The organism is Staphylococcus edaphicus (assembly GCF_002614725.1).
In the GTDB taxonomy this organism is placed as follows: domain Bacteria; phylum Bacillota; class Bacilli; order Staphylococcales; family Staphylococcaceae; genus Staphylococcus; species Staphylococcus edaphicus.
Map to the genome: position 1 here is coordinate 142,232 of NZ_MRZN01000001.1, position 22,554 is coordinate 164,785.

Below are 22,554 nucleotides of genomic sequence, written 5' to 3' on the forward strand. Positions count from 1 at the left end.
TTATGACTGTTACAATTTATGATGTAGCTCGAGAAGCTAGAGTTTCCATGGCAACTGTTTCTCGTGTTGTCAATGGTAATCAAAATGTTAAACCTGAAACTCGTGATAAAGTTAACGACGTTATCAAAAAATTAAACTATCGTCCGAATGCAGTGGCAAGAGGGTTAGCAAGTAAGCGTACAACAACAGTTGGCGTAATTATTCCTGATATTTCAAATGTTTATTATTCCCAATTGGCTAGGGGATTAGAAGATATTGCAACTATGTATAAATACCATTCAATAATTTCAAATTCTGATAACGATCCAAGTAAAGAGAAAGAAATTTTTAATAATCTGCTAAGTAAACAAGTAGATGGCATCATTTTCTTAGGTGGTACAATTTCAGAAGAAATTAAAGAACTTATTAATAAATCATCTGTCCCAGTGGTTGTATCAGGGACTAACGGTAAAGATGAAGGAATTTCATCAGTGAACATTGATTTTGAAACGGCAGCCAAAGAAATTACTACTGAGTTAATAGAAAAAGGTGCAAAAACTTTTGCGTTTGTTGGTGGAGATTATTCTAAGAAAGCACAAGAAGATGTTTTGATCGGATTAAAAGAAGTATTAGCGTCAAATGAACTTGAATTAAACAACGAGCTCATTTTTAATGGTAATGAAACTTATAAAGATGGACTCCGTGCTTTTGAATCTTTAAAATCTGCGAAACCAGATGTTATTTTGTCAATTAGTGATGAACAAGCAATTGGCCTTGTACATGCAGCTCAAGATAGCGGCGTTAAAGTACCAGATGATATACAAATTATTAGCTTTAATAACACAAGGTTAGTTGAAATGGTTAGACCACAGCTTTCAAGTGTTATTCAACCATTGTATGACATTGGGGCTGTTGGCATGAGATTATTGACTAAATACATGAATGAAGAAGAAATTGAAGAACCTAATGTCATTTTGCCACATAGAATTGAATATAGAGGTACTACGAAATAAATTGTAGATACTTAGATTTTGATATAATTAAATCAAAAAGGGAAATGCTGAATTAGTTGCATTTCCCTTTTAAATTTATATTAAGCAACGCGTAAGAGTTAAGCTATGATTTATAATAGGATACATCATTTTATTCAAACCAACTTAGAACTTGGCGTGCATGTTTTAAGTTAGAGTCAGTTATGTCCTGTTGTCTAGGTATGTCGAAGTAATTTTCTTTATCATCTTCCCAATTCATAGGTAATGGACAAGTAGCATAAGGCTGCCATTTTTCAAGCCATTGTGATGGTAATACTCCTTGAGGTGGTCGCTCATCAATTAGTGCAAGAAATACATGTGTCCAAGCTCTAGGTACTACCTTCCAGATATTGTAGCCGCCACCACCAAACATTATTACCTTTCCGTTGGTATATGTATCGGCTAATGATTTAATAATATATGGAATTTGATAAAGTGTAGTTAAAGTACAACTCATGTGTGTGAGGGGATCTGAATAATGAATATCTACGCCATGTACACTGACAATGATATCTGGTTTAAATGATGCAATGACTGGTTCGATAGTTCGTTGGAATACATCTAAATATGATGCATCTTCGGTATAAGGTTCTAATGGTATATTAACCGTATAACCGAACCCTTGCTCGTTGCCACGTTCAGTATAATGACCAGATCCAGGAAATAAAAATTTGCCAGTTTCATGTATAGAATAAATTAAAGCTTGATCATCTGTATAAAAACTCCATTGAGTTCCATCACCATGATGTGCATCAGTGTCTATACAGAGCACGCGTTGTTTATATTTTTTCATCAAGTAAGCAATGGTAACAGCCACATCATTATATATACAAAATCCATTTGCACGCCCAGGTAAGCTATGATGTAATCCTCCGCCCAAGTGGCAACCATTATTCACAGTGCCATCCATGATTTGATCAGATAAGTTTAATGCACCGCCAACAATTCTGGCACTGTGCTGATGCATCATTCTAAATTGTAACGTATCATCACTATCCAAACCATATTTTTTAGATTCTTGATCATTTAAAATACCGTGAGATGCACGTCTAATGGCTTGAATATAGTCATAAGAATGAATAAGTAATAATTCTTCATCAGTCGCAATTCTTGGCGGTATGATATGCTCTTTTTTTAAGCTGCCTAAATCCATCAATAATTCTGTAGTTAACTTTAATCTCATTTGATTAAAAGGGTGGTCATTGCTAAAACGATATTGAAGTAATTCATTCGCGTACACATACCCCGTTGTCTGTTGCATAATACTCATAAGTTTCTCCCCTTTAAAAGAAAAAGCGATTCATAAATCTAATATTATCAAAATCTTGTAATTGCTCGATTGAAATGCGTGAGCCAATTCTGGCCATTAAACAGTTTGCTGGATGACTTGTGATTTCTGGATCATCCGTTGCAAAAATTTCAAGGCCCCCATAACCCATTAACTTTTGCATAAGTTTTTTGTATTCATATACATCAAGACCCGAATTCTTTAAGTCCCAATGCCAATAATATTCAGTAGTTAATACGATATAGTCTTCATATTCATCTGCAGTTAAACTTAATTTGATAAGTTCACTACCTAGATGTAAATGACGATAGGGCAAACTAATTTCAATAGCCCCTAGCTCAATTAAATAATCTAAATTACCACTAGACCAACGTTCGAGCGGATCAGGGTAGTGATAAGTTACATAGCCAACGATATGTTGTGCTTTTCGCAAGACAAAAATACGACCTTCTTCAAGCCCACTGATTTCTTTTATTGCCTGAAATTGATCTTTTGGAGGCCGGAAAGCAGATAACCCTTCATCAAATGTCATTGTGTCTAGTTTCGTTTGTGATACTGGTCCTTCGATTATAAAAGTATGGTCATCAAAGTGATAGGATTGAGATTGATATGTTTTAACATGTTCCATTTTTTCACTCCAAACTACCGCAAATAATTATAGTAAACAAGTTAGTATACTTATATTATAAGTTAAAAAAGTATAAAATAACATATAAATGTATTCGCTTACACATATTATTTTGAAAATTCGGATAATATTCGTTATAATACTTTTTAAGCAAGCGATTTCATTTAGAGGGGGATTTAAAATGAAAGTAGAAGTTTACAAAGGGGACAATGGAGATTTTAATCTTCAAGACTATGAAAAAGTATACAATCATTTTGATTGGAAAGATGTTGAAAAATCATTTACATGGCATGAATCTGGTAATGTTAATATGGCACATGAATGCATAGATCGTCATGTAGATGAAGGTAAAGCGGATAAAGTAGCTTTACATTATAAAGATGACAAACGACAAGAAAGTTATACTTTCAAAGAAATGAAATTAAATTCAAATAAAGCTGCCAATGTATTGAAAAATGAAGCAAAAGTAGAAAAAGGCGATCGTGTATTTGTATTTATGCCTAGAACACCAGAATTATATTTTGCATTGTTTGGTACATTAAAAATAGGTGCGATTGTAGGACCTCTATTTGAAGCATTTATGGAAAAAGCAGTGGGTGACCGTTTAGAAAATAGTGAGGCAAAAGTAATTATAACGACCAATGCTTTACTTCCTCGTATTCCTAAAGAAAAATTACCACATTTAGAAACGATTGTGATAGTTGATGAAGAGGTAGATGAAGCATACGTTGATTTTAATAAAGAATTTAAACAAGCTAGTGAGTCGTTTGATACAGAATGGTTATCATTAGATGATGGTTTAATATTACATTATACATCAGGTTCTACTGGACAACCTAAAGGTGTATTACATGCACAAAGAGCAATGTTGTTACATTATATTTCAGGCAAGTATGTATTAGACTTCAAGGAAGATGATGTTTATTGGTGTACTGCTGATCCAGGTTGGGTAACGGGAACATCATACGGTATCTTTAGTCCTTGGTTGAGTGGTGTAACAAATTGTATTGCTGGTGGAAGATTCTCACCAGAAGCTTGGTATAGTTTGATTGAAGAATTCAAAGTAACAATTTGGTACACAGCACCTACAGCACTTAGAATGTTGATGAGTGCCGGTGATGACATTGTTGAAAAATATGATCTTTCTTCAATTAAGAGTATCTTATCTGTTGGTGAACCATTAAACCCAGAGGTAATTAAATGGGCAAAAGACGTCTTTGGTAAACGTGTGTTAGATACATGGTGGATGACTGAAACAGGTGGCCATATGATAGTCAATTATCCATCAATGGATGTAAAATTAGGTTCAATGGGTAAACCATTACCGGGTGTTGAGGCAGCAATTATTGATGACCAAGGGAATGAATTACCGCCTAATCGTATGGGTAACTTAGCGATTAAAAAAGGATGGCCATCCATGATGGTATCCATTTGGAAAAATCCAGAGAAATATGATTCATATTTTATTGGTGATTGGTACGTATCAGGAGATTCCGCATATAAAGATGAAGATGGCTATTACTGGTTCCAAGGTCGTGTAGATGACGTCATTATGACTGCTGGTGAACGTGTTGGGCCATTTGAAGTCGAATCAAAATTAGTTGAACATGAAGCAGTGGCTGAAGCGGGGGTAATTGGTAAGCCGGATCCAGTACGTGGAGAAATTATTAAAGCATTTGTGGCATTACGCCCTGATTACAATGAATCAGATGAACTTAAAGAAGAAATTCGTAAATATGTTAAAGAAGGATTAGCTGCACATGCAGCACCAAGAGAAATCGAATTTAAAGAGAAATTACCAAAAACACGTTCAGGTAAAATTATGCGTCGCGTACTAAAAGCATGGGAATTAGATTTACCAGAAGGTGATTTAAGTACGATGGAAGACTAGCATAGATTATAAAATACGAAAGCGAATGTATGCTAATAACTAAATAACAATAATTGCTCTCTTATATATTTATTTTATTCTGTAAACACTCATATGTGTCTTGGAATCATAAATAGATAAGAGAGCATTTTGGTGTTAAATTACAATATAAGTGAATGGTTATGTCCAAGTTTACAAATTTATACATATATAAATTTGTAAGCGCTATCTATTTTGTCGACAATACTACTTAAGTTGGTTAAAATTAGTTATGTAAGGATTTATTTTTTGTCAGTAGTATATAGGCGAGACATTTAAAAATTTTTGATTTTAAAAATTTATTTTAAAAAGGGGCGAATGAATTTGGCACATTTATCTGATTTAGATATTGCAAATCAATCAACAATAAAACCAATAGGAGAAATTGCTGAAAAGGCAGGGATTCCCTCAGATGCATTAGAACCTTATGGACACTATAAAGCGAAGATTGATATTAATCAAGTTCAACAAAATAATGGAAAAGGCAAAGTCGTCTTAGTGACTGCTATGAGCCCAACGCCTGCTGGTGAAGGTAAATCGACAGTTACTGTTGGTCTATCAGATGCCTTCAATCAACTTAAGAAGAAGGTTATGGTTGCATTACGTGAACCAGCGTTAGGTCCAACTTTTGGAATCAAGGGTGGCGCCACTGGTGGTGGTTATGCACAAGTACTACCAATGGAAGACATTAATTTACATTTTAATGGAGACTTTCATGCAATTACTACAGCGAATAATGCACTATCTGCATTTATTGATAACCATATACACCAAGGAAATGAATTAGAAATTGATCAAAGACGAATTGAGTGGAAACGTGTATTAGATATGAACGATCGCGCATTACGTAATGTTATTGTTGGTCTAGGGGGTCCAACTCAAGGTGTACCTCGCGAAGATGGATTCAATATTACAGTTGCCTCAGAAATTATGGCTATCTTATGTTTGGCTAATGATATCAATGACTTAAAAGCTAAAATCAGTAATATCACTATTGGTTATACACGCGATCGCAAACCAGTTACAGTAGCTGATTTAAAAGTTGAAGGCGCGTTAGCTATGATTTTGAAAGATGCGATTAAACCTAACTTAGTACAAACAATTGAAGGTACACCTGCATTGGTCCACGGTGGTCCATTTGCTAATATTGCTCATGGTTGTAACTCAATATTAGCAACAGAAACAGCGAGAGACTTAGCAGATATTGTTGTTACTGAAGCTGGCTTTGGCTCTGATTTAGGCGCAGAAAAATTCATTGACATTAAAGCACGTGAAGCAGGTTTCGAACCATCAGCCGTTGTAGTTGTTGCAACAATTCGTGCAATTAAAATGCATGGCGGTGTAGCAAAAGATAACTTGAAAGAAGAAAATGTAGATGCTCTTAAAAAAGGTATCATAAACTTAGAACGTCACGTTAAAAACGTTAAAAAATACGGTTTAGAACCCGTAGTGGCCTTAAATGCGTTTGTACATGATACTGATGCAGAAACAGCATTCGTTGAACAATGGGCAAAAGACAACGGCGTGCGTTTAGCATTGACAGAAGTCTGGGAAAAAGGCGGTAAAGGCGGTGTTGATTTAGCTAATGAAGTATTAGAAGTCATAGATCAACCGCAAGATTTCAAGCATTTATATGAATTAGAACAACCGTTAGAAGAGAAGATTGAAACGATTGTAAAAGAAATTTATGGTGGCGCAAAGGTTACGTTTAGTAGCAAAGCCCAAAAACAATTAAAACAATTTAAAGAAAATGGTTGGGACAACTATCCAATTTGCATGGCTAAAACACAATATTCATTTACTGACGATGCTACGCAATTAGGCGCGCCAGAAGGATTTGAAATTACAATTCGTGAATTAGAAGCAAAAACTGGTGCAGGTTTTATCGTTGCATTAACAGGTGCGATTATGACAATGCCAGGTTTACCTAAAAAACCAGCGGCACTAAACATGGATGTCACTGACGATGGTCATGCGGTAGGTTTATTCTAAGTCAGTTGTCAATTATGTAACTCAATATAGTGAAACATCATATTTTTCTTATATGTGTGTATTCATATATTAGAAAATCGTGTAATTTTAAATAAAAAAGATGTTGGGACAGACTAGATTCATCCCAACATCCTTAAATATTATTAGCAGATAACTAAACTGAAATTTTATAGACCCACTTCTCAATTTATTGAGTTAGTGGGTCTTATGCATGAGCTATAGCTCAGGTATTCCTTAACACCACTTCTCAATTTATTGAGTTAGTGGGTCTTGTGCATGAGCTATAGCTCAGGTATTCCTTAACACCACTTCTCAATTTATTGAGTTAGAGGGTCTTATGCATGAGCCAAAGCTCAAGTAATCATTTAAACTTTATCGATTCTAAGCATCTCTGCAGGCATAAATTGACAACATCTTTTAATAAAATTTGATTTCTGTTCTACGCCTTTATTTCGTCATTAAATGGTTTTTGAGATCGTATTTTTCTGATTGATTAAAGTCGTATTGTGTTATTTTTCCTTCTACTAACATGCGTTTTAATACATAATGTTGTCTGTTTAATCCGATTTGGAGTTGATTATCTGGTTTGAATTGGCCATCTTCTTCGTAAGGTGTGTAATAATAGGGGCTTTGTAACAAACCAATAAGATATGCAGATTCAGCGATGTTAACATCTGAGGGCGGCTTTCCAAATAAACTATAGGACGCAGAGGAAATACCAGATATATTTGAGCCATTATAATCACGACCAAACGGAACTATATTTAAATAAGTGTAAATAATTTCATCTTTTGTAAGGAGCTGTTCAGAACGCATAGATAACACTAACTCGTTTGCTTTTCGATTGTAAGTTCTTTCATTTGTCAGCACTTGATTTTTTACTAACTGTTGTGTAATTGTACTACCACCAGTTGCCGCATCTGTATTAAATACATCTTGGCCTACAGCTCGTATTAATGCCTTCGGTAAAATACCATTGTGCTTAAAAAACAAACTATCTTCAGAAGCGGTTAATGCTTTTATAACATTTTTATTAACATTTTTAGGTCCAACAATTAATGGATTTAAAGATTCGTTATATTCGGTAAGAACGTTTGGATTATCATAGTTAATTTCTTGCGTACCCGCAATGTTGAGTAACTTTAATCTTAGTGTTTTATCAGACATATGTTCTGCTTCTTGAGTAATACTTTGAAAATAAAGTACAGTTACTGCTAATAGTATAATTAAGGAACAGGTAAGAATCGCAAATAAACCTATGAAAATATGTTTCAGTTTTTTGTAAATAATTTCGAATTTTTCATATTTAGATGTTTGTTGTAGTTTCTGTACAGAATTTTCAACTGCATGATGCGTCATATGCTTCCTCCTTATTTAAGCAATATTATAACATAATTTACGTTATTGACTTTTAATTTATAGTTAACTATAATTAATATCAATTCGATATCGTATTTGGATAGAGGAGAAGTAACTTGTTGTGTGAACCAAAGAGAATTAGTGGTTGCTGTAAACTAATGTCGCACAATTTGTGAATACACCTTAAACTAGTTGTCAATCCAAACGTTTTAGTTAATGAACGTATCATTAATAAAGTTATTTGACTTAAAGTATGGTGGTACCGTGCACTTGCGCCCTTACATTCATTTGTAAGGGCGTTTTTCTATTTATAGGAAGTTTTATGTACACCAGTTATGCGTTTTACTTTATTTACGGCTTTATTCAAATCGATATTAAATAAAAAACAGGAGGCTGATATCATGGCAAATGCATTAATAGAAGATTTAAAATGGAGAGGTTTAGTCTATCAACAAACAGATGAGTCTGGATTAGAAAATATTTTGAACAAAGAGCAAGTGACATTATATTGTGGCGCAGATCCAACGGCAGATAGTCTGCATATTGGTCATTTATTACCGTTTTTAACATTGCGTCGCTTCCAAGAACATGGACATCGTCCACTTGTATTAATTGGTGGGGGGACTGGTATGATTGGAGACCCATCAGGTAAATCTGAAGAACGCATATTACAAACCGAAGAACAAGTTGAAATTAATGTACAAGGTATTAGTAAACAAATGCACAAGATATTTGAATTTGATACTGAAAAAGGTGCAAAACTTGTAAATAACAAAGATTGGTTAGGACAAATTTCGTTAATCGACTTTTTAAGAGATTACGGTAAACATGTTGGCGTGAACTACATGCTAGGTAAAGATTCTATACAAACACGTTTAGAGCATGGTATTTCTTATACTGAATTCACATATACTATTTTACAAGCAATTGATTTCGGCCACCTTAATAAGACATATCACTGTAAGGTACAAGTTGGTGGTTCAGACCAATGGGGAAATATCACAAGTGGCATTGAGTTAATGCGTCGTATGTATGGGCAAACAGAAGCTTATGGTCTTACTATCCCCTTAGTTGTAAAGTCAGATGGTAAAAAGTTTGGTAAAACTGAGGGCGGCTCTGTATGGTTAGATGCAGCCAAAACAAGCCCTTATGAATTTTACCAATTTTGGATTAATACAACAGACGATGATGTTATTAAGTTCTTAAAATACTTTACTTTCTTAGAAAAAGAGGACATTGAGGCGTTGGAAAAATCTTTGAATGAGGCACCACATTTACGAGAAGCACAAAAAGCATTAGCAGAAAATGTTACGCGCTTTATACACGGTGACGACGCATTGAATGATGCAATCCGCATTTCACAAGCACTTTTTGCAGGGGATTTACAATCACTTTCTGCAACAGAATTAAAAGAAGGATTTAAAGATGTTCCCCAAGTTGAATTAAGTAACGAAACTACTAATATTATTGATGCTATTGTTGAAACAGGGGTCTCATCTTCAAAACGACAAGCACGTGAAGATGTGAACAACGGTGCAATCTACATTAATGGTATGAGACAACAAGATGTAAATTATGAACTTACGAATGAAGATAAAATTGAGAATGAATTTACGATTATTAGACGCGGTAAGAAAAAATACTTTATGGTTAATTACAAATAATGATTATGTAACACCATCATTTTATTGGATGCAATATGATGTGCTTTGTTTATAAGGTAATTTAAATAAAAAGATAAACATAACTAAATAAAAAAACGGCACTGAACCCGTAAGGCGGGAATTTAATAAAAACACTATGTTCTAGGCTGCTAATTCTCTGAATTTTATAGGGGATAAGTAGCCTAGATTTTGTTGAATTCGATTATTATTATAGTTTTTAATGTAATTTTCGACAATATCTATTACAATATGATTAGAGCTATTGAGCTCATTGTTGATGTAGAAAGTTTCACACTTTAGCGAGGAATGGAAACTTTCTATCGGGCGTTATCAGTTGGTGTTCCCTTTCGGGACATACTTCTGATAATGCCTTTTTCTTCGCATAATTGATAGTAAGCATAGGATGTATAAGCACTTCCTTAATCAAGGCTTTAATTTTTCGATAACCGTAGGTATATTGATTGTCTTTACACAATTGAATGACTTTTTGCGTTAAGTTATCATTTTTATCATTTTTGTGTTTCCATCTATAGTATGTTGATTTGGGTGTGTCTAAAACATCAAGTATCATTTTGACGGAATACTTATGCTTTAGTTGATTAACTAATTCTACGATTACTGTTGGTACCACTTCCTTTCCAATTCTTTGTACTTTTTTAAAATATCTAATTCAATATCTTTTCTTTTATTCTCTAATTTTAATTGTTCTACTTCTGAGAGCTCTTCCAGTCCTTTACCATAAGTATACTGCTTGCTGACTTGTTGAGAAAATCTGTAAGTCTCCCCATTTCGATACCATCTCCACCATGTTTTCACTTGTGTTCTGTTTCTAATATTTAACGCTTCCATAATTTCCTTAATAGTATAACCAGCTTTTTTCATTTCAATAGTTTTATACTTTGTTTCTAACGAATACGACACTCTTTTCATAGAAAAAAACACCTCCGTAGGATTCATTTTAAATGAATTCAACGAAAGTGTTTTTATTTTATTTCCATTATTTGGGGTCAGTTCAATTTAGCCTAAGGTTTTTTTATATTTTAAGTTTATTTAATTAAAAGGAGAGGCACTGTCACTTTCTGAACTTTCTTTATCATTAGATGATTTTTGTTCTTTTAAGGTTACTTTGACAGTTTGTTCTTTACCTTTACGCTCGATGCCTAAATCTACAGTGTCTCCTGGTTTTTTATTTGTGTATAAATAAGAACGTACATCAGTATCTTCTTTTACTTTTTTGTCATCAATTTCAGTAATAATGTCTCCTTCTTTCAGTCCATTATCACTGTCAACTTTAGCAACATAAACACCATCTTTACGTGATGTTTTCAATTGGTCTTTATATTGCTCTGGAATTTCGCTTAAATTAAGCAAGCCAATGCCAATAGAAGGGCGATCGATTTTACCGTTTTCAACAAGTTCTTTAATGGTTACTTTGACTTCATTACTTGGAATTGCAAAGCCAATACCTTCAACTTGTTCACTAGCAATTTTCATTGAATTAATGCCGACTAGATTACCATTGATATCAACAAGTGCACCACCAGAATTTCCTGGATTTATTGCTGCATCTGTTTGGAGTACGTTCACTTTATTAGATCCAGCTGAAGTTTGTGTATCAATCGTACGTTCGCTTGCTGATATGATACCAGATGTTACAGAATTGGCAAATTCGAGACCTAAAGGGTTACCCATTGCAAAGACGCTATCACCAGTTTTTACTTTTGAGGAATTAGCGAAATCAATTGCTTTGGTACCTTTCGTATCGTTTATTTTGAGTACGGCCATATCTGTTAATGCATCTTTACCGATGAGTTTAGCATCAACTTGTTTAGAATTATGTAACTGTACTTTAATCTCGCTTGCGCCATCAATGACATGATTATTCGTTACAATGTATGCTGAGCCATTATTTTTTTGATAAATTACACCAGACCCTACTCCTGCTTCTTGTGCTTTATTAGATTTGCCTTTTAAAAGGGCATCTAGATTTTGTGCTTTTTGCATATTGATGACTCCGACAATAGCAGGGGACACGTCATTGATCATTTGATTAATTGAGTCATATTTTTCACTTTTGCCATCTAACGTATTACCACCACTACTGCTATTTGAGGCTTCATTAACATCCGAGCCACCATTATCAAGTATGGTACTTTCCATTAATTTACCTACTCCTAAAACAATTAAAGCGCCGATGATACCAGCAACTAATGCGACGAGAATGGTTTTAAACCACGGAAATTTAGGCTTAAGCCGCTGTTTTGGTTGTTGTGACATTTGTGATGTATGGGGTGATTGCTGTACTTGCTGCTGATTTGTGTTTTGCTCATTGTTAAATTCTGACATAGATTACCTCCACTTATTTCTATATATACTATTATGAAAGTTTTATACAACTTTTTCTAGTATATCACTATACGACTTTAGACTGAAATATAAATCTCCTTGTTCAGAAGATAACTAAATGATAAAATCAATAAGTAAATATAAGGTAAACGAAGTAGGTGCGAGTATGTATAAATTTATAAGTGGTCTGTTAGAATTGATCATATTGAAATTAAGTAAATCATTAGAAATTCAAGGGAAGGAACATATTCCTCAACTGCATAGATATGTTGTAACTTGTACTCATGAAAGTTATAACGAAGTGATTATGTTAGGTACTGCAATTTATCCAAATCAAATCCACTATATGGCCAAAAAGGAATTGTTCAATAACAAATGGTTTGGTAAGTTTTTATCATCTTTAAATGCGTTTCCAGTAGATAGAGAAAATCCAGGACCAAGTACACTTAAAAAACCCATTAAATTATTAAAAGAAAATAAGACGGTCGGCATTTTCCCAACGGGTCAGAGAATGAAGTATGATGAAGGTGCACCAATGAAAAGAGGAGCAGTGACAATTGCTTTGATGGCTCAAGCTCCAATATTACCAGCTGCATACGTTGGCCCTAATAAAATCAAGGGTCTAGTGACTGGTAAAGCGATAATCAAATTTGGTGAACCAATAGAAACTAAAAATTTACCAAAAACAATGAAGCGTAATGAAAAGTTAGAATATTTAACGAAAGAATTAGAAAGAAAAACAATACAATTACAGTCGGAATTAAATGAATGTGTTAATAATAGTAAGTAATATTCAATATTTTTGAAATTATTAGACTATCATATTTTAATACGTATTTTTTTAATTATGTGTTATTATGTAAGTGTACAATGACAAAAAGTTGAACGTTTGCATACACCACGTGGACACAATTGTGCATGTGGTGTTTTTTTATGTAATCATCTATTTTGAAATGGGGAATTGTTATGTTTAGTTTCTTTCAAAGACTAGGTAGATCGCTTATGCTACCGGTTGCAGTATTACCTGCAGCGGCAATCATAACTGGTATCGGTAATGCTTTGACGGCTATGGGCGTATTGCCAACAGTTGCAGCATTTTTTTCATCTGCAGGTTCAACGATACTTGCACAACTCGGTATCCTATTTGCTATTGGGGTAGCATTAGGTATGGCCAAGAAAAATGACGGGGCTGTGGCACTTGCAGCAGCAGTAGGTTTTTTCTTAACGACTGTTGTATTGAGTCCTGAAAAGTTAGCACCATTATTAGGTGTTAAGACAACGGGTGTTGATCCCGCATTTGAGCAGATGAATAATTCCAATGTTTTAATAGGATTAATTGTTGGTTTAATTGCTGCATATACTTACAACAAATTTAGCAAAACAGAGCTACCCACGGCATTATCATTCTTTAGTGGGAAACGTTTGGTACCTATTTTAACGGCATTCTTTAGCATTATTTTGGCTGTCATCATGTTATTTGTATGGCCCTATATTTATTCAGCCATCGTTATATTTGGAACATGGATTTTAGATTTAGGCCCAGTAGGCGCGTTCTTATATGGTTTCTTCAACCGTTTATTAATTCCTACTGGCTTACATCACGCTTTAAATTCAGTATTTTGGTTTGATTTAGCTGGGATTAACGATATAGCTAAATTCCAAACCGGTGATGGAGCTATTCACGGTGTCACAGGACGTTATATGGCAGGATTCTTCCCTGTGATGATGTTTGGTATACCAGCTGCAGCATTAGCAATGTATCATACTGCCGAATCAAAACAGAAAAAGCGTGTGTATGGTTTAATGTTTGGTGGCGCAATCTCTGCTTTCTTCGTTGGCGTTACAGAGCCAGTTGAATTCTCGTTTATGTTTGTTGCACCTATATTGTTTGTGATACACGCATTTTTAACTGGGTTATCCATGTTTATCGCAGCATTATTCCATTGGACGGCAGGATTTTCATTTAGTGCGGGTTTAATTGATTACGTATTATCGTTAATTAATCCAGTGGCTAACCATCCGTATATGTTACTACTACAAGGCGTAGTTTTCTTTATCATTTATTACGTCGTCTTTAGATTTGCAATCAGAATATTTAAACTGAATACGCCTGGGCGAGGTGATAATTTGCTACCCGATCCTACATCAGATGAAGCTACAACAGGTGATGTTGATGAAAATGAAGTGCAAACAACTTCAAAGAATAAATATACACAACCAGCCAGTCAAATTTTAGAAGGACTTGGAGGTAAAGCAAATATCATGTCATTAACAAACTGTGCGACACGATTGCGTATGGAACTGCATGATAATAGCATTATCGATGAAGCTAAAATAAAAGGCGCAGGTGCTGTAGGTGTTACAAAAAGTGGTAAACATAATACACAAGTTATCATAGGGACGCAGGTACAACAAGTTGCTGATGAGATTGAGGAACAAATGGAAAAATAAATAGCAATAACTAAAAAGCTCCGAGGCATAAATCAATGTCTCGGAGCTTTGTTGTTCATGATTTTATAAATTGAAATAAAATCCAAAAGTCGATTACTTTCTAAAACACTTGTTTATTACTTTATTAAAATGAATAGAGTGCAATCATTTCAAAGCACCAATACCAATCTATAATCATCTTTTATAGTATACTAAAGAATTAACTAATGGAACGATTAATGTTTAAAATACATTGCTCTTTTATGCGTTAGATAGTACGATATACTAGTATCAGAATTTTCTGATTAAAGGAGAGTTGGTAAAATGAAGTCAGTATTATTCGATGTTGACGGTGTTTTTTTAAGTGAAGAAAGGTGTTTTGATGTATCTGCACTTACAGTATATGAAATATTGATGAGTGATGCATACATAGGATTAGATCCAACCATGCAATTTAAAAATTTAAGTGACGACCAAATCTCTGAAATCAGAGATATCGTTTTTTATCACGATGAGATATTAACTAAATTAAAATCATTAGGCTTAAATTCAAATTGGGACATGCTGTTTGTTGTCTTAGCGATTTATTTCATTGAAATTTGTAAGTCGCTCTCTGTTGAAAATGTTGCTCAAGTGCTTAACCCCGAAGATTTTGGGCAAGAAACATTACAATGGATTGGTGAAGCAGTACAAGAACTATCTTTGAATTTCGAATTACCTTTATCATTCTTAAACAACGTAAAAGCTGGTAAAGAAAATATTTATCAAGATTTAATTCAATATGCTAGTTCACAATTAAACACTACGCAAACAGCTTTGTTCGAGTTAAAAAGTCCTTTTTGGATACTTGCGCAAGAAGTTTATCAAGAATGGTACTTAGGCCATCAGCTGTTCAATGAAGTGGAACACAAGCAGAATCGTTCGAATTTTAAAAAAGGCTATATTTACAATGAAGTTGTTTTAAGACCAGTATCAGAAATTAAACAATTACTAGCAGATTTAAAATCGGCAAATTATCATATTGCGATTGCTACTGGTAGACCGCGAACTGAAACAATCGTCCCATTTGAAACTATTGGTATTAAGTCATTCTTTGATGACGCACATATCGTAACAGCGAGCGATGTATTAAGCGCAGAAGATTTATACCCAGAGTTAAAACCATTAGGCAAACCTAATCCATTTAGCTATCTAGCTACCTTGGAAGGAAATCATCAAGATCGCTATAAAACATACGCTACCAATCAAGCAAATCGTGTAGTCAAAGATGAGGTATTTGTAGTAGGGGATTCTTTAGCGGATTTATTAAGTGCTAAAAAGATAGGCGCAACATTTATCGGTCCTTTAACTGGCTTAAAAGGTCAACAAGCACGTGAAGAATTGGTCGACTATGGTGCTGATTTTATTGTTGATCATGTAGGTGAGATTAGAAACATTTTATTATAACAATTGTATGATAAATTGTTATAGATATAAAAGCAGCTTAATCCTTAAGTAATATAAGGATTAAGCTGCTTTTATTTGTCTATTTAAATAATATAATTCGCATCATTTTCAATATCAAGTTCAACACTTCTAATTAAATTAAAACCTTCAATTGCATATAATCCTTCTATTACGTCATCAGTAACTGGATGATCAATTGATAAGATCATTAATGCGTTACCTCCTTGATTAATACGGCCGAGATGCATAGATGCAATATTAATACCATATTCACCTAAAATTTGACCCGTACGGCCTACAATACCTGGTCTATCATTATGATTGATAACGAGTTGATGGCGTTCTGGTTTGAAGTCTACTGGGTAGTCATTAATTCGAACAATTCTAGGGCCATAACCGTTTAATACAGTAGCACCTATTTTAATTTGTGTATCTTTATTGATTAGTGTTAACTCAATGTAATTACTAAACCCACGGTGTTTTGTATTTTTTTCAATATTATAAGCGACACCTTGTTCATTAAGAAGTACAAGTGCATTGATTAAGTTTACACGTTCAGCTAAATCTTGTTTTAATACGCCTGAAACGAGTGTACGTGTGAGTAAACTTGTATCATCTAATGCGATATCACCTTCATATTTGATATGCAATTCACGTGGTGCTTTTTCTAGTAATTGAATGCCAACTTCTCCAGTTAGTTGACTTAATTCAATATAAGGTTTTAATTCGTCATTAATTTCACTATAAGTCATTTTAGGTGCATTAATTGCATTAAATACATTACCATTTTCAAATATATCGACAATTTCATTTGCTACTGACACTGCTACTTTTTCTTGTGCTTCTACAGTTGAAGCGCCAAGATGTGGTGTTACAATAATCTTTTTATGGTTTACAAGAGGGGATTCAGTAGCTGGTTCACTTTCAAACACATCTATAGCTGCGCTTTGTATCTGATCATGATTGAGTGCATCAATTAATGCGTCTTCATCAATAATCCCACCACGTGCAACATTAATAATTTGTAGCGTTGGTTTAGCTTTTTCAAAAAATGCTTTACCGACAATACCTTTTGTTTTTGGAGTTAGTGGCGTGTGCACAGTAACAAAATCTGCTTGTTCTGCAATTTCTTCAACTGTAGCCCGTGTAACATTTAATTCTTTTGCTTTGTCTTCTGAAAGATATGGATCGAAAGCCAATATTTGCATACCAAAACTTTGTGCACGTTTAGCAACACCTAAACCGATGCGTCCAGCCCCAATGACACCAAGCGTTTTATTATAAAGTTCGGTGCCTCGATATGTCTTGCGATCCCACTTGCCGTCTTTCAATGATTGATGCGCTTGCGGGATGTTACGTGCCATTGATAAGATCATAGCCATGGAATGTTCTGTCGCAGAAATCGTATTGCCATCTGGCGCATTAATAACAATCATACCGTGTTTTGTAGCTGCGTCAATATCAATATTATCAACACCTACACCTGCTCTGGCTATAACTTTTAAATGGGGAGCAGCAGCGATGATTTCTTCAGTGACTTGGGTTTGACTGCGGACGATGAGTGCTTGATAATCTGCAATTTGTTCAATTAGTTCTGCTTCATCTAACTCTGTATTAATAACGACTTCAAAATCATCATGATCAATTAAACTTTTTAAACCTTCAGGTGAAATTGGATCTGATACTAAAATTTTATACATATGCTTTGACGACCTCCATATATTCCGTGATAGCTGTACCAATGTAAGATGTATTTCTATATTCTGATAAGAGTACTTCTAATGCAGATACGACTTGTAAGATGTCGAAAGGAGAAATTTGTCCCATGTGCCCAATGCGTAGGATTTCACCTTTCAAATGACCTTGACCACCCGCAATTGTGATAGCAAAACGTTTTTTAAGTTCCGTCTTAATATAATTCAATTCATCCTTTGAATTTGGAATGAAGGCAGTTACTGTAGGAGAAGCAAATGCATCATCCACAAGAAGTTTTAAATCTAAAGCTTGCAATGCTTGTCTTAAACCATCACGAATTGCATAATGACGTTGGATAACATGCTCGAAACCTTCTTCGTTCACTAATTGTGCATAAGCGTTTACCCCTCTGAATAATGAAACATTAGGTGTGAAAGGAGTAGAATGTTCAGCCTGTGATTTTAAGTACTTATTTAAATCTAAATAAAAACGCGGTGTCGTGACTTCGGCAAATCGAGCTTTGGCGCGATCGTTATATGCGACAAATGCTAATCCAGGGGGTAGCATGATGGCTTTTTGGCTACCTGAAATAAGCACATCAATTTGATCACGTTCTAAATTCACATCGACAGCACCAATACAACTCACGCCATCAACGACAAAAAAGATTGACGTATCAAATGCTTTTATTGCATGACCTAATTCATTCACTGGATGTAAAACTGCAGTTGAAGTTTCGCAGTATTGGCTGAAGACTGCCGTAATAGATGTATTCAAAGATTTCAAGAAATCTATAAAATCGGGCACATTTACTGCTTTGCCCCATTCGACTTCGAAGATATGTACATTTTCGTAGTAAGTTTCGGCAATTTGTTTAAAGCGATTGCCGAATGCGCCTGAAACAATAATTACAATATCATCTTCTGGATTAGCAAGATTTAACATACTTGCCTCTAAAGAACTGGTACCACTTGAAGTTAAAACCATGACATCGTTTTTAGCCCCAAAGATTGGTTTGAGGGCGCGAAAGGATTCTTCGGCTATTGCTTCAAAATCATTTGAACGATGGCCAACCATAGGTAATTGTGTTGCATATAAGATTTGTTCTGGTACTGGTGTAGGTCCTGGTGTAAGTAACAAAGGATGATAATATTTCATGACTAATTCCCCCAATGCTTAAGATTTAACAAGTTTAGCAAATTTTCAGAAAATAAAAAAGTGTAAAGTCAGCAAAAATTGCGAAATAGAATTGATATTAACAGAATGTAAGGGCATTCATTGTTATTTCAATCATATTCCGCCACATATAAAATTTTTTTAAATTATTTTATTTTTGGTTCTATTTTTACTACAACATTACCTCGTATTGAGTTTGAAATCATACAATTATTGTCTGCAACATTTAATAATTTTGGTAGTTTTTTAAGTAAAGATGATTTTTGTGAATGCGTAACGTCAATTTCTGGATAATGTATAATATTGTCCATGCGAAACTTCGCATTTTCAAAAATTGCCACTCCAATCGAAGATTGATCTATGCTAATATCTGTGAAACCAGCGCGTTCTAAAACGGCTGCGAGTGAAATGATGTAGCAAGATGACGCTGCAGATACAAGTAGCTCATCAGGGTTGGTACCAGCACCATTCCCACCAAGACCTGAAGGAATAGAAATTTGTTCTGATAATATATCACCTTGTAAATTTCCGACTGTATCACGTCCACCATACCACTTTGTTTGAACCTTAAATTCATGTTGAACCATAACGATTGACCTCCTGATATTATATGATAACTTAAGTTTAGATGAAATTGCATGATAAAGAAAATAGGGGAGAACGTTGGAGGAAAACAAATTGAAGCATGAACCAATCTCATTTGTTGCTCATCGAGGTTTAGCTACAATGTATCCAGAAAATACTAAAATTGCATTTGAAGCTGCTTTATCTAGTAGGGCAGATATGCTAGAAATAGATATACATCGAACGTTAGACCAACAACTAGTAGTGATTCATGATGAAACAATAGATCGCACGTCAAATGGTAATGGAAAGGTTGCAGATTATACATTAGCATCATTAAAACAATTTGATTTTGGTATAAGTAGAGGATTACAATTCAAAGGACAATCTATCTTATTGTTAGATGATGTATTAGCAATGGTGAAAGATGCGCCGCAGAAATTATTAATCGAACTTAAGCAACCTAAATTATACCCTGAGATAGAAAAGGAACTAATCAAAAAATTGAAGACGTATAACATGGCTGAAGATAAAGTGATTATTCAATCCTTTGATCAACAGTTGATTCAGAAACTACATAACTTGAATGTTGGCTATAAGTTAGGTGTTTTAATTAGTAGAAAGCAATACTGGTATAGATCACCTAATTTTAAGAAAATTGCTCGTTATGCAAATTACATTAATCCACATTATTCATTGGTAACTAAAAAATTTTTAACAAAAGCCAAGCAAAATGGATTATTAGTTATGCCTTATACAGTCAATGAAGAAAAGCTTGCGCACAAACTGATTATGTTAGGTGTACATGGATTGATATCAGATAATCCAGAAATCTTGATGAGGAAAACGTAGATTAAATAAAGAAGCGTCCAAATCATTAAAGCATGTTTTGGACGCTTTAGTCATATAGGTGAAAGGTGACAAGCATATTAGTATACTGCTTTGCTAAATACTTAAATCATCGTATTTGTGATAAATCATTATCATGGTTTTTAATCCAATTCTTTTTTAATAGCCCCATGACGTGACAATTACTGTATTCGCCCCTTGTGTAAAAGTGTTCTTGTAATGTACCTTCGATAACGAAATTTTGACTTTTATAAATGTGTACAGCTTTGTCATTGTTAACATCTACAAATAAATAAATCTTATGTAAATTTAACACTAGAAAAGCATAATCAATGGCCATTTTGAATGCATTTTTAGCATAACCTTTACCACTGAATTTTGGATCAACTATGATTTGAATTTCACAGTTACTATGTATAAAATTAATCTCTACCAATTCAACGACACCAATACGTATATCTTCGTGTTCGATAATAAAACGGCGTTCTGATTCATCTAAGATATGTTTTTTGTACAGAGACTGTAGTTCACTTAAAGATTGATAGGGTTCTTCAAACCAGTAAGACATGATAGAATATTCATTATTTAAATGATGAACAAAATCTAAATCAGTTTCTTCTAATGCTCTAATAATCAAAATTAACACTCCTCTTTACTTATAGCATACGAAATTGTCAATCGTTTGTAAATTAAGAACAGATAAGTGGATAGGGCGACGTATTTAAGATGAAGTTATAATATAAAAGCAAATAAAAAACCAAGAACTCCGTACAGGAGTTCTTGGTTGAAAAGATAACGCTTATCTTGAGTAGTACTCAACGATAAGTTGTTCGTTGATTTCAGCAGGTAATTCACTACGCTCTGGAATGCGGATGAATTTACCTTTTAAGTTGTCTGCATCAAATTCTAAATAGTCTGGTACGAAGTTATTAATTTCAACTGATTCAGCAATGATATCTAATTTTAAAGATTTTTCACGAACTGAAATTTCTTGACCAGGTTTTAAAGTATATGATGGAATATCTACACGTTTACCATCAACTTCGATGTGACCGTGGTTAACGATTTGACGAGCTTGACGACGTGTACGTGCTAAACCTAAAGAATATACAACTGCATCTAAACGAGCAGCTAACAATTGCATGAAGTTTTCACCGTGGACACCATGTTGGTTACCAGCAATTTCAAATGTGTTACGGAATTGTCTTTCAGTCATTCCATATAAGTAACGTAATTTTTGCTTTTCACGTAATTGTAAACCATATTCTGATAATTTTTTACGTTGGTTAGGACCATGTTGACCTGGTGCATAAGGACGTTTTTCTAATTCCTTACCAGTACCACTTAATGAGATACCTAAACGACGTGATTTTTTCCAATTCGAACCTCTAAATCGAGCCATATTAAGACTCCTCCTTTTTCTCTTTTGTTTGATATGAAAAAACAAAAAAGAGTGTTGCATGCTTATTTGGATATATTGTTTTATGTGTCCTCGCCTCATAGCTACGGTTACACGGCACGTCCGCGTTGGGAACAACATAGAGCCAACTAATATACAACTGCTAATTTCGTTTATTCACACAAAGTACATTGTATCATGATATCGATTACTGTCAATAGTAAATTCTCTTTTGGCTTTTATTATCATTGAAGCCCTTGTCCAAATTTAAGAAAGTTGATTTTCAATGATTGTTACAATTTGCTCTAAACCATTTTTATCTGTTTCATTAAATCTACTATTAATTGGTGAATCTATATCTAATACGCCTATCACTTGATTGTGTTTGCGAAGCGGAATTACAATTTCTGATTTACTATTAGCGTCACAAGCAATATGTCCGGGGAATGCATTAACATCTTCTACTAATTGTGTTTGGTTTTCAGTTACTGCTGTGCCACATACACCTTTACCGATTGCAATGTGTACACATGCAGGATGACCTTGAAATGGACCCAAAATCAATTCGTCATTCTCTAAAAGGTAAAAACCAACCCAGTTAATTTGGTCGATGGAATCATTTAAGATTGCAGATACATTACTTAGTATGGCAATTAAATTGGATTCATCCTCTATTAGACTACTAACTTGTTTTTGTAATAAATTATAGTTTGTTTCTTTAAGTTCCAACATAAGATAACCTCACTTTTTACTTTTCATTTAGTATAAAGACTGTTTTAATAGTAATCAATCAATTGAT

18 protein-coding genes and 1 pseudogene are annotated in these 22,554 nt (G+C 34.2%); 8 read left to right on the top strand and 11 right to left on the bottom strand.

The genetic code is table 11. The features are described from left to right. The first annotated feature begins 2 nt into the window (after window positions 1-2). Window positions 3-992, top strand: a complete 990-nt coding sequence (ccpA, locus tag BTJ66_RS00940; RefSeq protein WP_099089127.1) for a catabolite control protein A — start codon at window positions 3-5, stop codon at window positions 990-992. A 130-nt stretch (window positions 993-1,122) separates the two neighbouring features. On the opposite strand, the gene BTJ66_RS00945 is transcribed toward ccpA, so the two are convergent. Further along, window positions 1,123-2,280 carry an acetoin utilization protein AcuC gene (locus tag BTJ66_RS00945; RefSeq protein ID WP_099089128.1) on the bottom strand — a complete coding sequence of 386 codons (1,158 nt, stop codon included), beginning with the start codon at window positions 2,278-2,280 and terminating at the stop codon, window positions 1,123-1,125. A gap of 13 nt (window positions 2,281-2,293) precedes the next feature. Beyond that, on the bottom strand, window positions 2,294-2,926 hold the full coding sequence (locus BTJ66_RS00950) for an N-acetyltransferase (RefSeq protein WP_099089129.1): 633 nt from the start codon (window positions 2,924-2,926) through the stop codon (window positions 2,294-2,296). Between the two features lie 181 nt (window positions 2,927-3,107). On the opposite strand from BTJ66_RS00950, the gene acsA reads away from it, so the two are divergent. Both acsA and BTJ66_RS00960 read left to right on the top strand, forming a co-directional pair. Continuing rightward, entirely contained in the window at window positions 3,108-4,817 is a 1,710-nt protein-coding gene (gene acsA, locus BTJ66_RS00955; RefSeq protein WP_099089130.1) for an acetate--CoA ligase, read from the top strand. A 342-nt stretch (window positions 4,818-5,159) separates the two neighbouring features. Continuing rightward, complete coding sequence (locus BTJ66_RS00960; RefSeq protein ID WP_099089131.1) at window positions 5,160-6,827, top strand: formate--tetrahydrofolate ligase; 1,668 nt, start codon at window positions 5,160-5,162, stop codon at window positions 6,825-6,827. Window positions 6,828-7,274: 447 nt separating this feature from the next. Here the strand turns inward: BTJ66_RS00960 and BTJ66_RS00965 are convergent, their stop codons facing one another. After that, a complete protein-coding gene (locus tag BTJ66_RS00965; RefSeq protein ID WP_099089132.1) occupies window positions 7,275-8,186 on the bottom strand; it encodes a biosynthetic peptidoglycan transglycosylase in 912 nt (303 codons plus the stop codon). A 401-nt stretch (window positions 8,187-8,587) separates the two neighbouring features. Here BTJ66_RS00965 and tyrS point away from each other — a divergent pair, with 401 nt between their 5' ends. Next, window positions 8,588-9,850, top strand: a complete 1,263-nt coding sequence (tyrS, locus tag BTJ66_RS00970) for a tyrosine--tRNA ligase (protein ID WP_099089133.1) — start codon at window positions 8,588-8,590, stop codon at window positions 9,848-9,850. Window positions 9,851-9,991: 141 nt separating this feature from the next. Here the strand turns inward: tyrS and BTJ66_RS00975 are convergent. Continuing rightward, a pseudogene (locus tag BTJ66_RS00975) lies at window positions 9,992-10,780 on the bottom strand (helix-turn-helix domain-containing protein). A gap of 120 nt (window positions 10,781-10,900) precedes the next feature. Further along, the gene (locus BTJ66_RS00980; protein WP_099089134.1) at window positions 10,901-12,196 is read right to left on the bottom strand and encodes a S1C family serine protease; all 1,296 of its coding nucleotides are present in this window, start codon (window positions 12,194-12,196) and stop codon (window positions 10,901-10,903) included. 166 nt (window positions 12,197-12,362) lie between these two features. On the opposite strand from BTJ66_RS00980, the gene BTJ66_RS00985 reads away from it, so the two are divergent. The 3 genes from BTJ66_RS00985 to BTJ66_RS00995 all read left to right on the top strand — a co-directional run bounded on the left by BTJ66_RS00985 (window position 12,363) and on the right by BTJ66_RS00995 (window position 16,072). Continuing rightward, window positions 12,363-12,986, top strand: a complete 624-nt coding sequence (locus BTJ66_RS00985; RefSeq protein ID WP_099089237.1) for a lysophospholipid acyltransferase family protein — start codon at window positions 12,363-12,365, stop codon at window positions 12,984-12,986. Between the two features lie 176 nt (window positions 12,987-13,162). Beyond that, window positions 13,163-14,647 (top strand): N-acetylglucosamine-specific PTS transporter subunit IIBC, encoded by a 1,485-nt coding sequence (gene nagE, locus BTJ66_RS00990; protein WP_099089135.1) that lies wholly within the window; start codon window positions 13,163-13,165, stop codon window positions 14,645-14,647. A 303-nt stretch (window positions 14,648-14,950) separates the two neighbouring features. Then, a complete protein-coding gene (locus BTJ66_RS00995) occupies window positions 14,951-16,072 on the top strand; it encodes an HAD family hydrolase (protein WP_099089136.1) in 1,122 nt (373 codons plus the stop codon). 83 nt (window positions 16,073-16,155) lie between these two features. On the opposite strand, the gene serA is transcribed toward BTJ66_RS00995, so the two are convergent. The 3 genes from serA to BTJ66_RS01010 form a co-directional block, all read right to left on the bottom strand. After that, a complete protein-coding gene (serA, locus tag BTJ66_RS01000) occupies window positions 16,156-17,772 on the bottom strand; it encodes a phosphoglycerate dehydrogenase (RefSeq protein WP_099089137.1) in 1,617 nt (538 codons plus the stop codon). Next, on the bottom strand, window positions 17,765-18,925 hold the full coding sequence (locus BTJ66_RS01005) for a pyridoxal-phosphate-dependent aminotransferase family protein (RefSeq protein WP_099089138.1): 1,161 nt from the start codon (window positions 18,923-18,925) through the stop codon (window positions 17,765-17,767). The genes serA and BTJ66_RS01005 overlap by 8 nt, the downstream gene beginning before the upstream one ends. 164 nt (window positions 18,926-19,089) lie before the next feature. Further along, on the bottom strand, window positions 19,090-19,530 hold the full coding sequence (locus BTJ66_RS01010; RefSeq protein WP_099089139.1) for an OsmC family protein: 441 nt from the start codon (window positions 19,528-19,530) through the stop codon (window positions 19,090-19,092). 91 nt (window positions 19,531-19,621) lie between these two features. Between BTJ66_RS01010 and BTJ66_RS01015 the strand changes: the two genes are divergently transcribed. Then, the gene (locus BTJ66_RS01015; RefSeq protein WP_274521109.1) at window positions 19,622-20,359 is read left to right on the top strand and encodes a glycerophosphodiester phosphodiesterase; all 738 of its coding nucleotides are present in this window, start codon (window positions 19,622-19,624) and stop codon (window positions 20,357-20,359) included. 106 nt (window positions 20,360-20,465) lie between these two features. Here BTJ66_RS01015 and BTJ66_RS01020 read toward each other — a convergent pair whose 3' ends face one another. The 3 genes from BTJ66_RS01020 to BTJ66_RS01035 all read right to left on the bottom strand — a co-directional run bounded on the left by BTJ66_RS01020 (window position 20,466) and on the right by BTJ66_RS01035 (window position 22,487). Beyond that, window positions 20,466-20,993 (bottom strand): GNAT family N-acetyltransferase, encoded by a 528-nt coding sequence (locus tag BTJ66_RS01020; protein ID WP_099089140.1) that lies wholly within the window; start codon window positions 20,991-20,993, stop codon window positions 20,466-20,468. Window positions 20,994-21,155: 162 nt separating this feature from the next. Then, a complete protein-coding gene (gene rpsD / locus BTJ66_RS01025; RefSeq protein WP_099089141.1) occupies window positions 21,156-21,758 on the bottom strand; it encodes a 30S ribosomal protein S4 in 603 nt (200 codons plus the stop codon). Between the two features lie 264 nt (window positions 21,759-22,022). After that, window positions 22,023-22,487 carry a GAF domain-containing protein gene (locus BTJ66_RS01035; RefSeq protein ID WP_099089143.1) on the bottom strand — a complete coding sequence of 155 codons (465 nt, stop codon included), beginning with the start codon at window positions 22,485-22,487 and terminating at the stop codon, window positions 22,023-22,025. Window positions 22,488-22,554 lie beyond the last annotated feature (67 nt).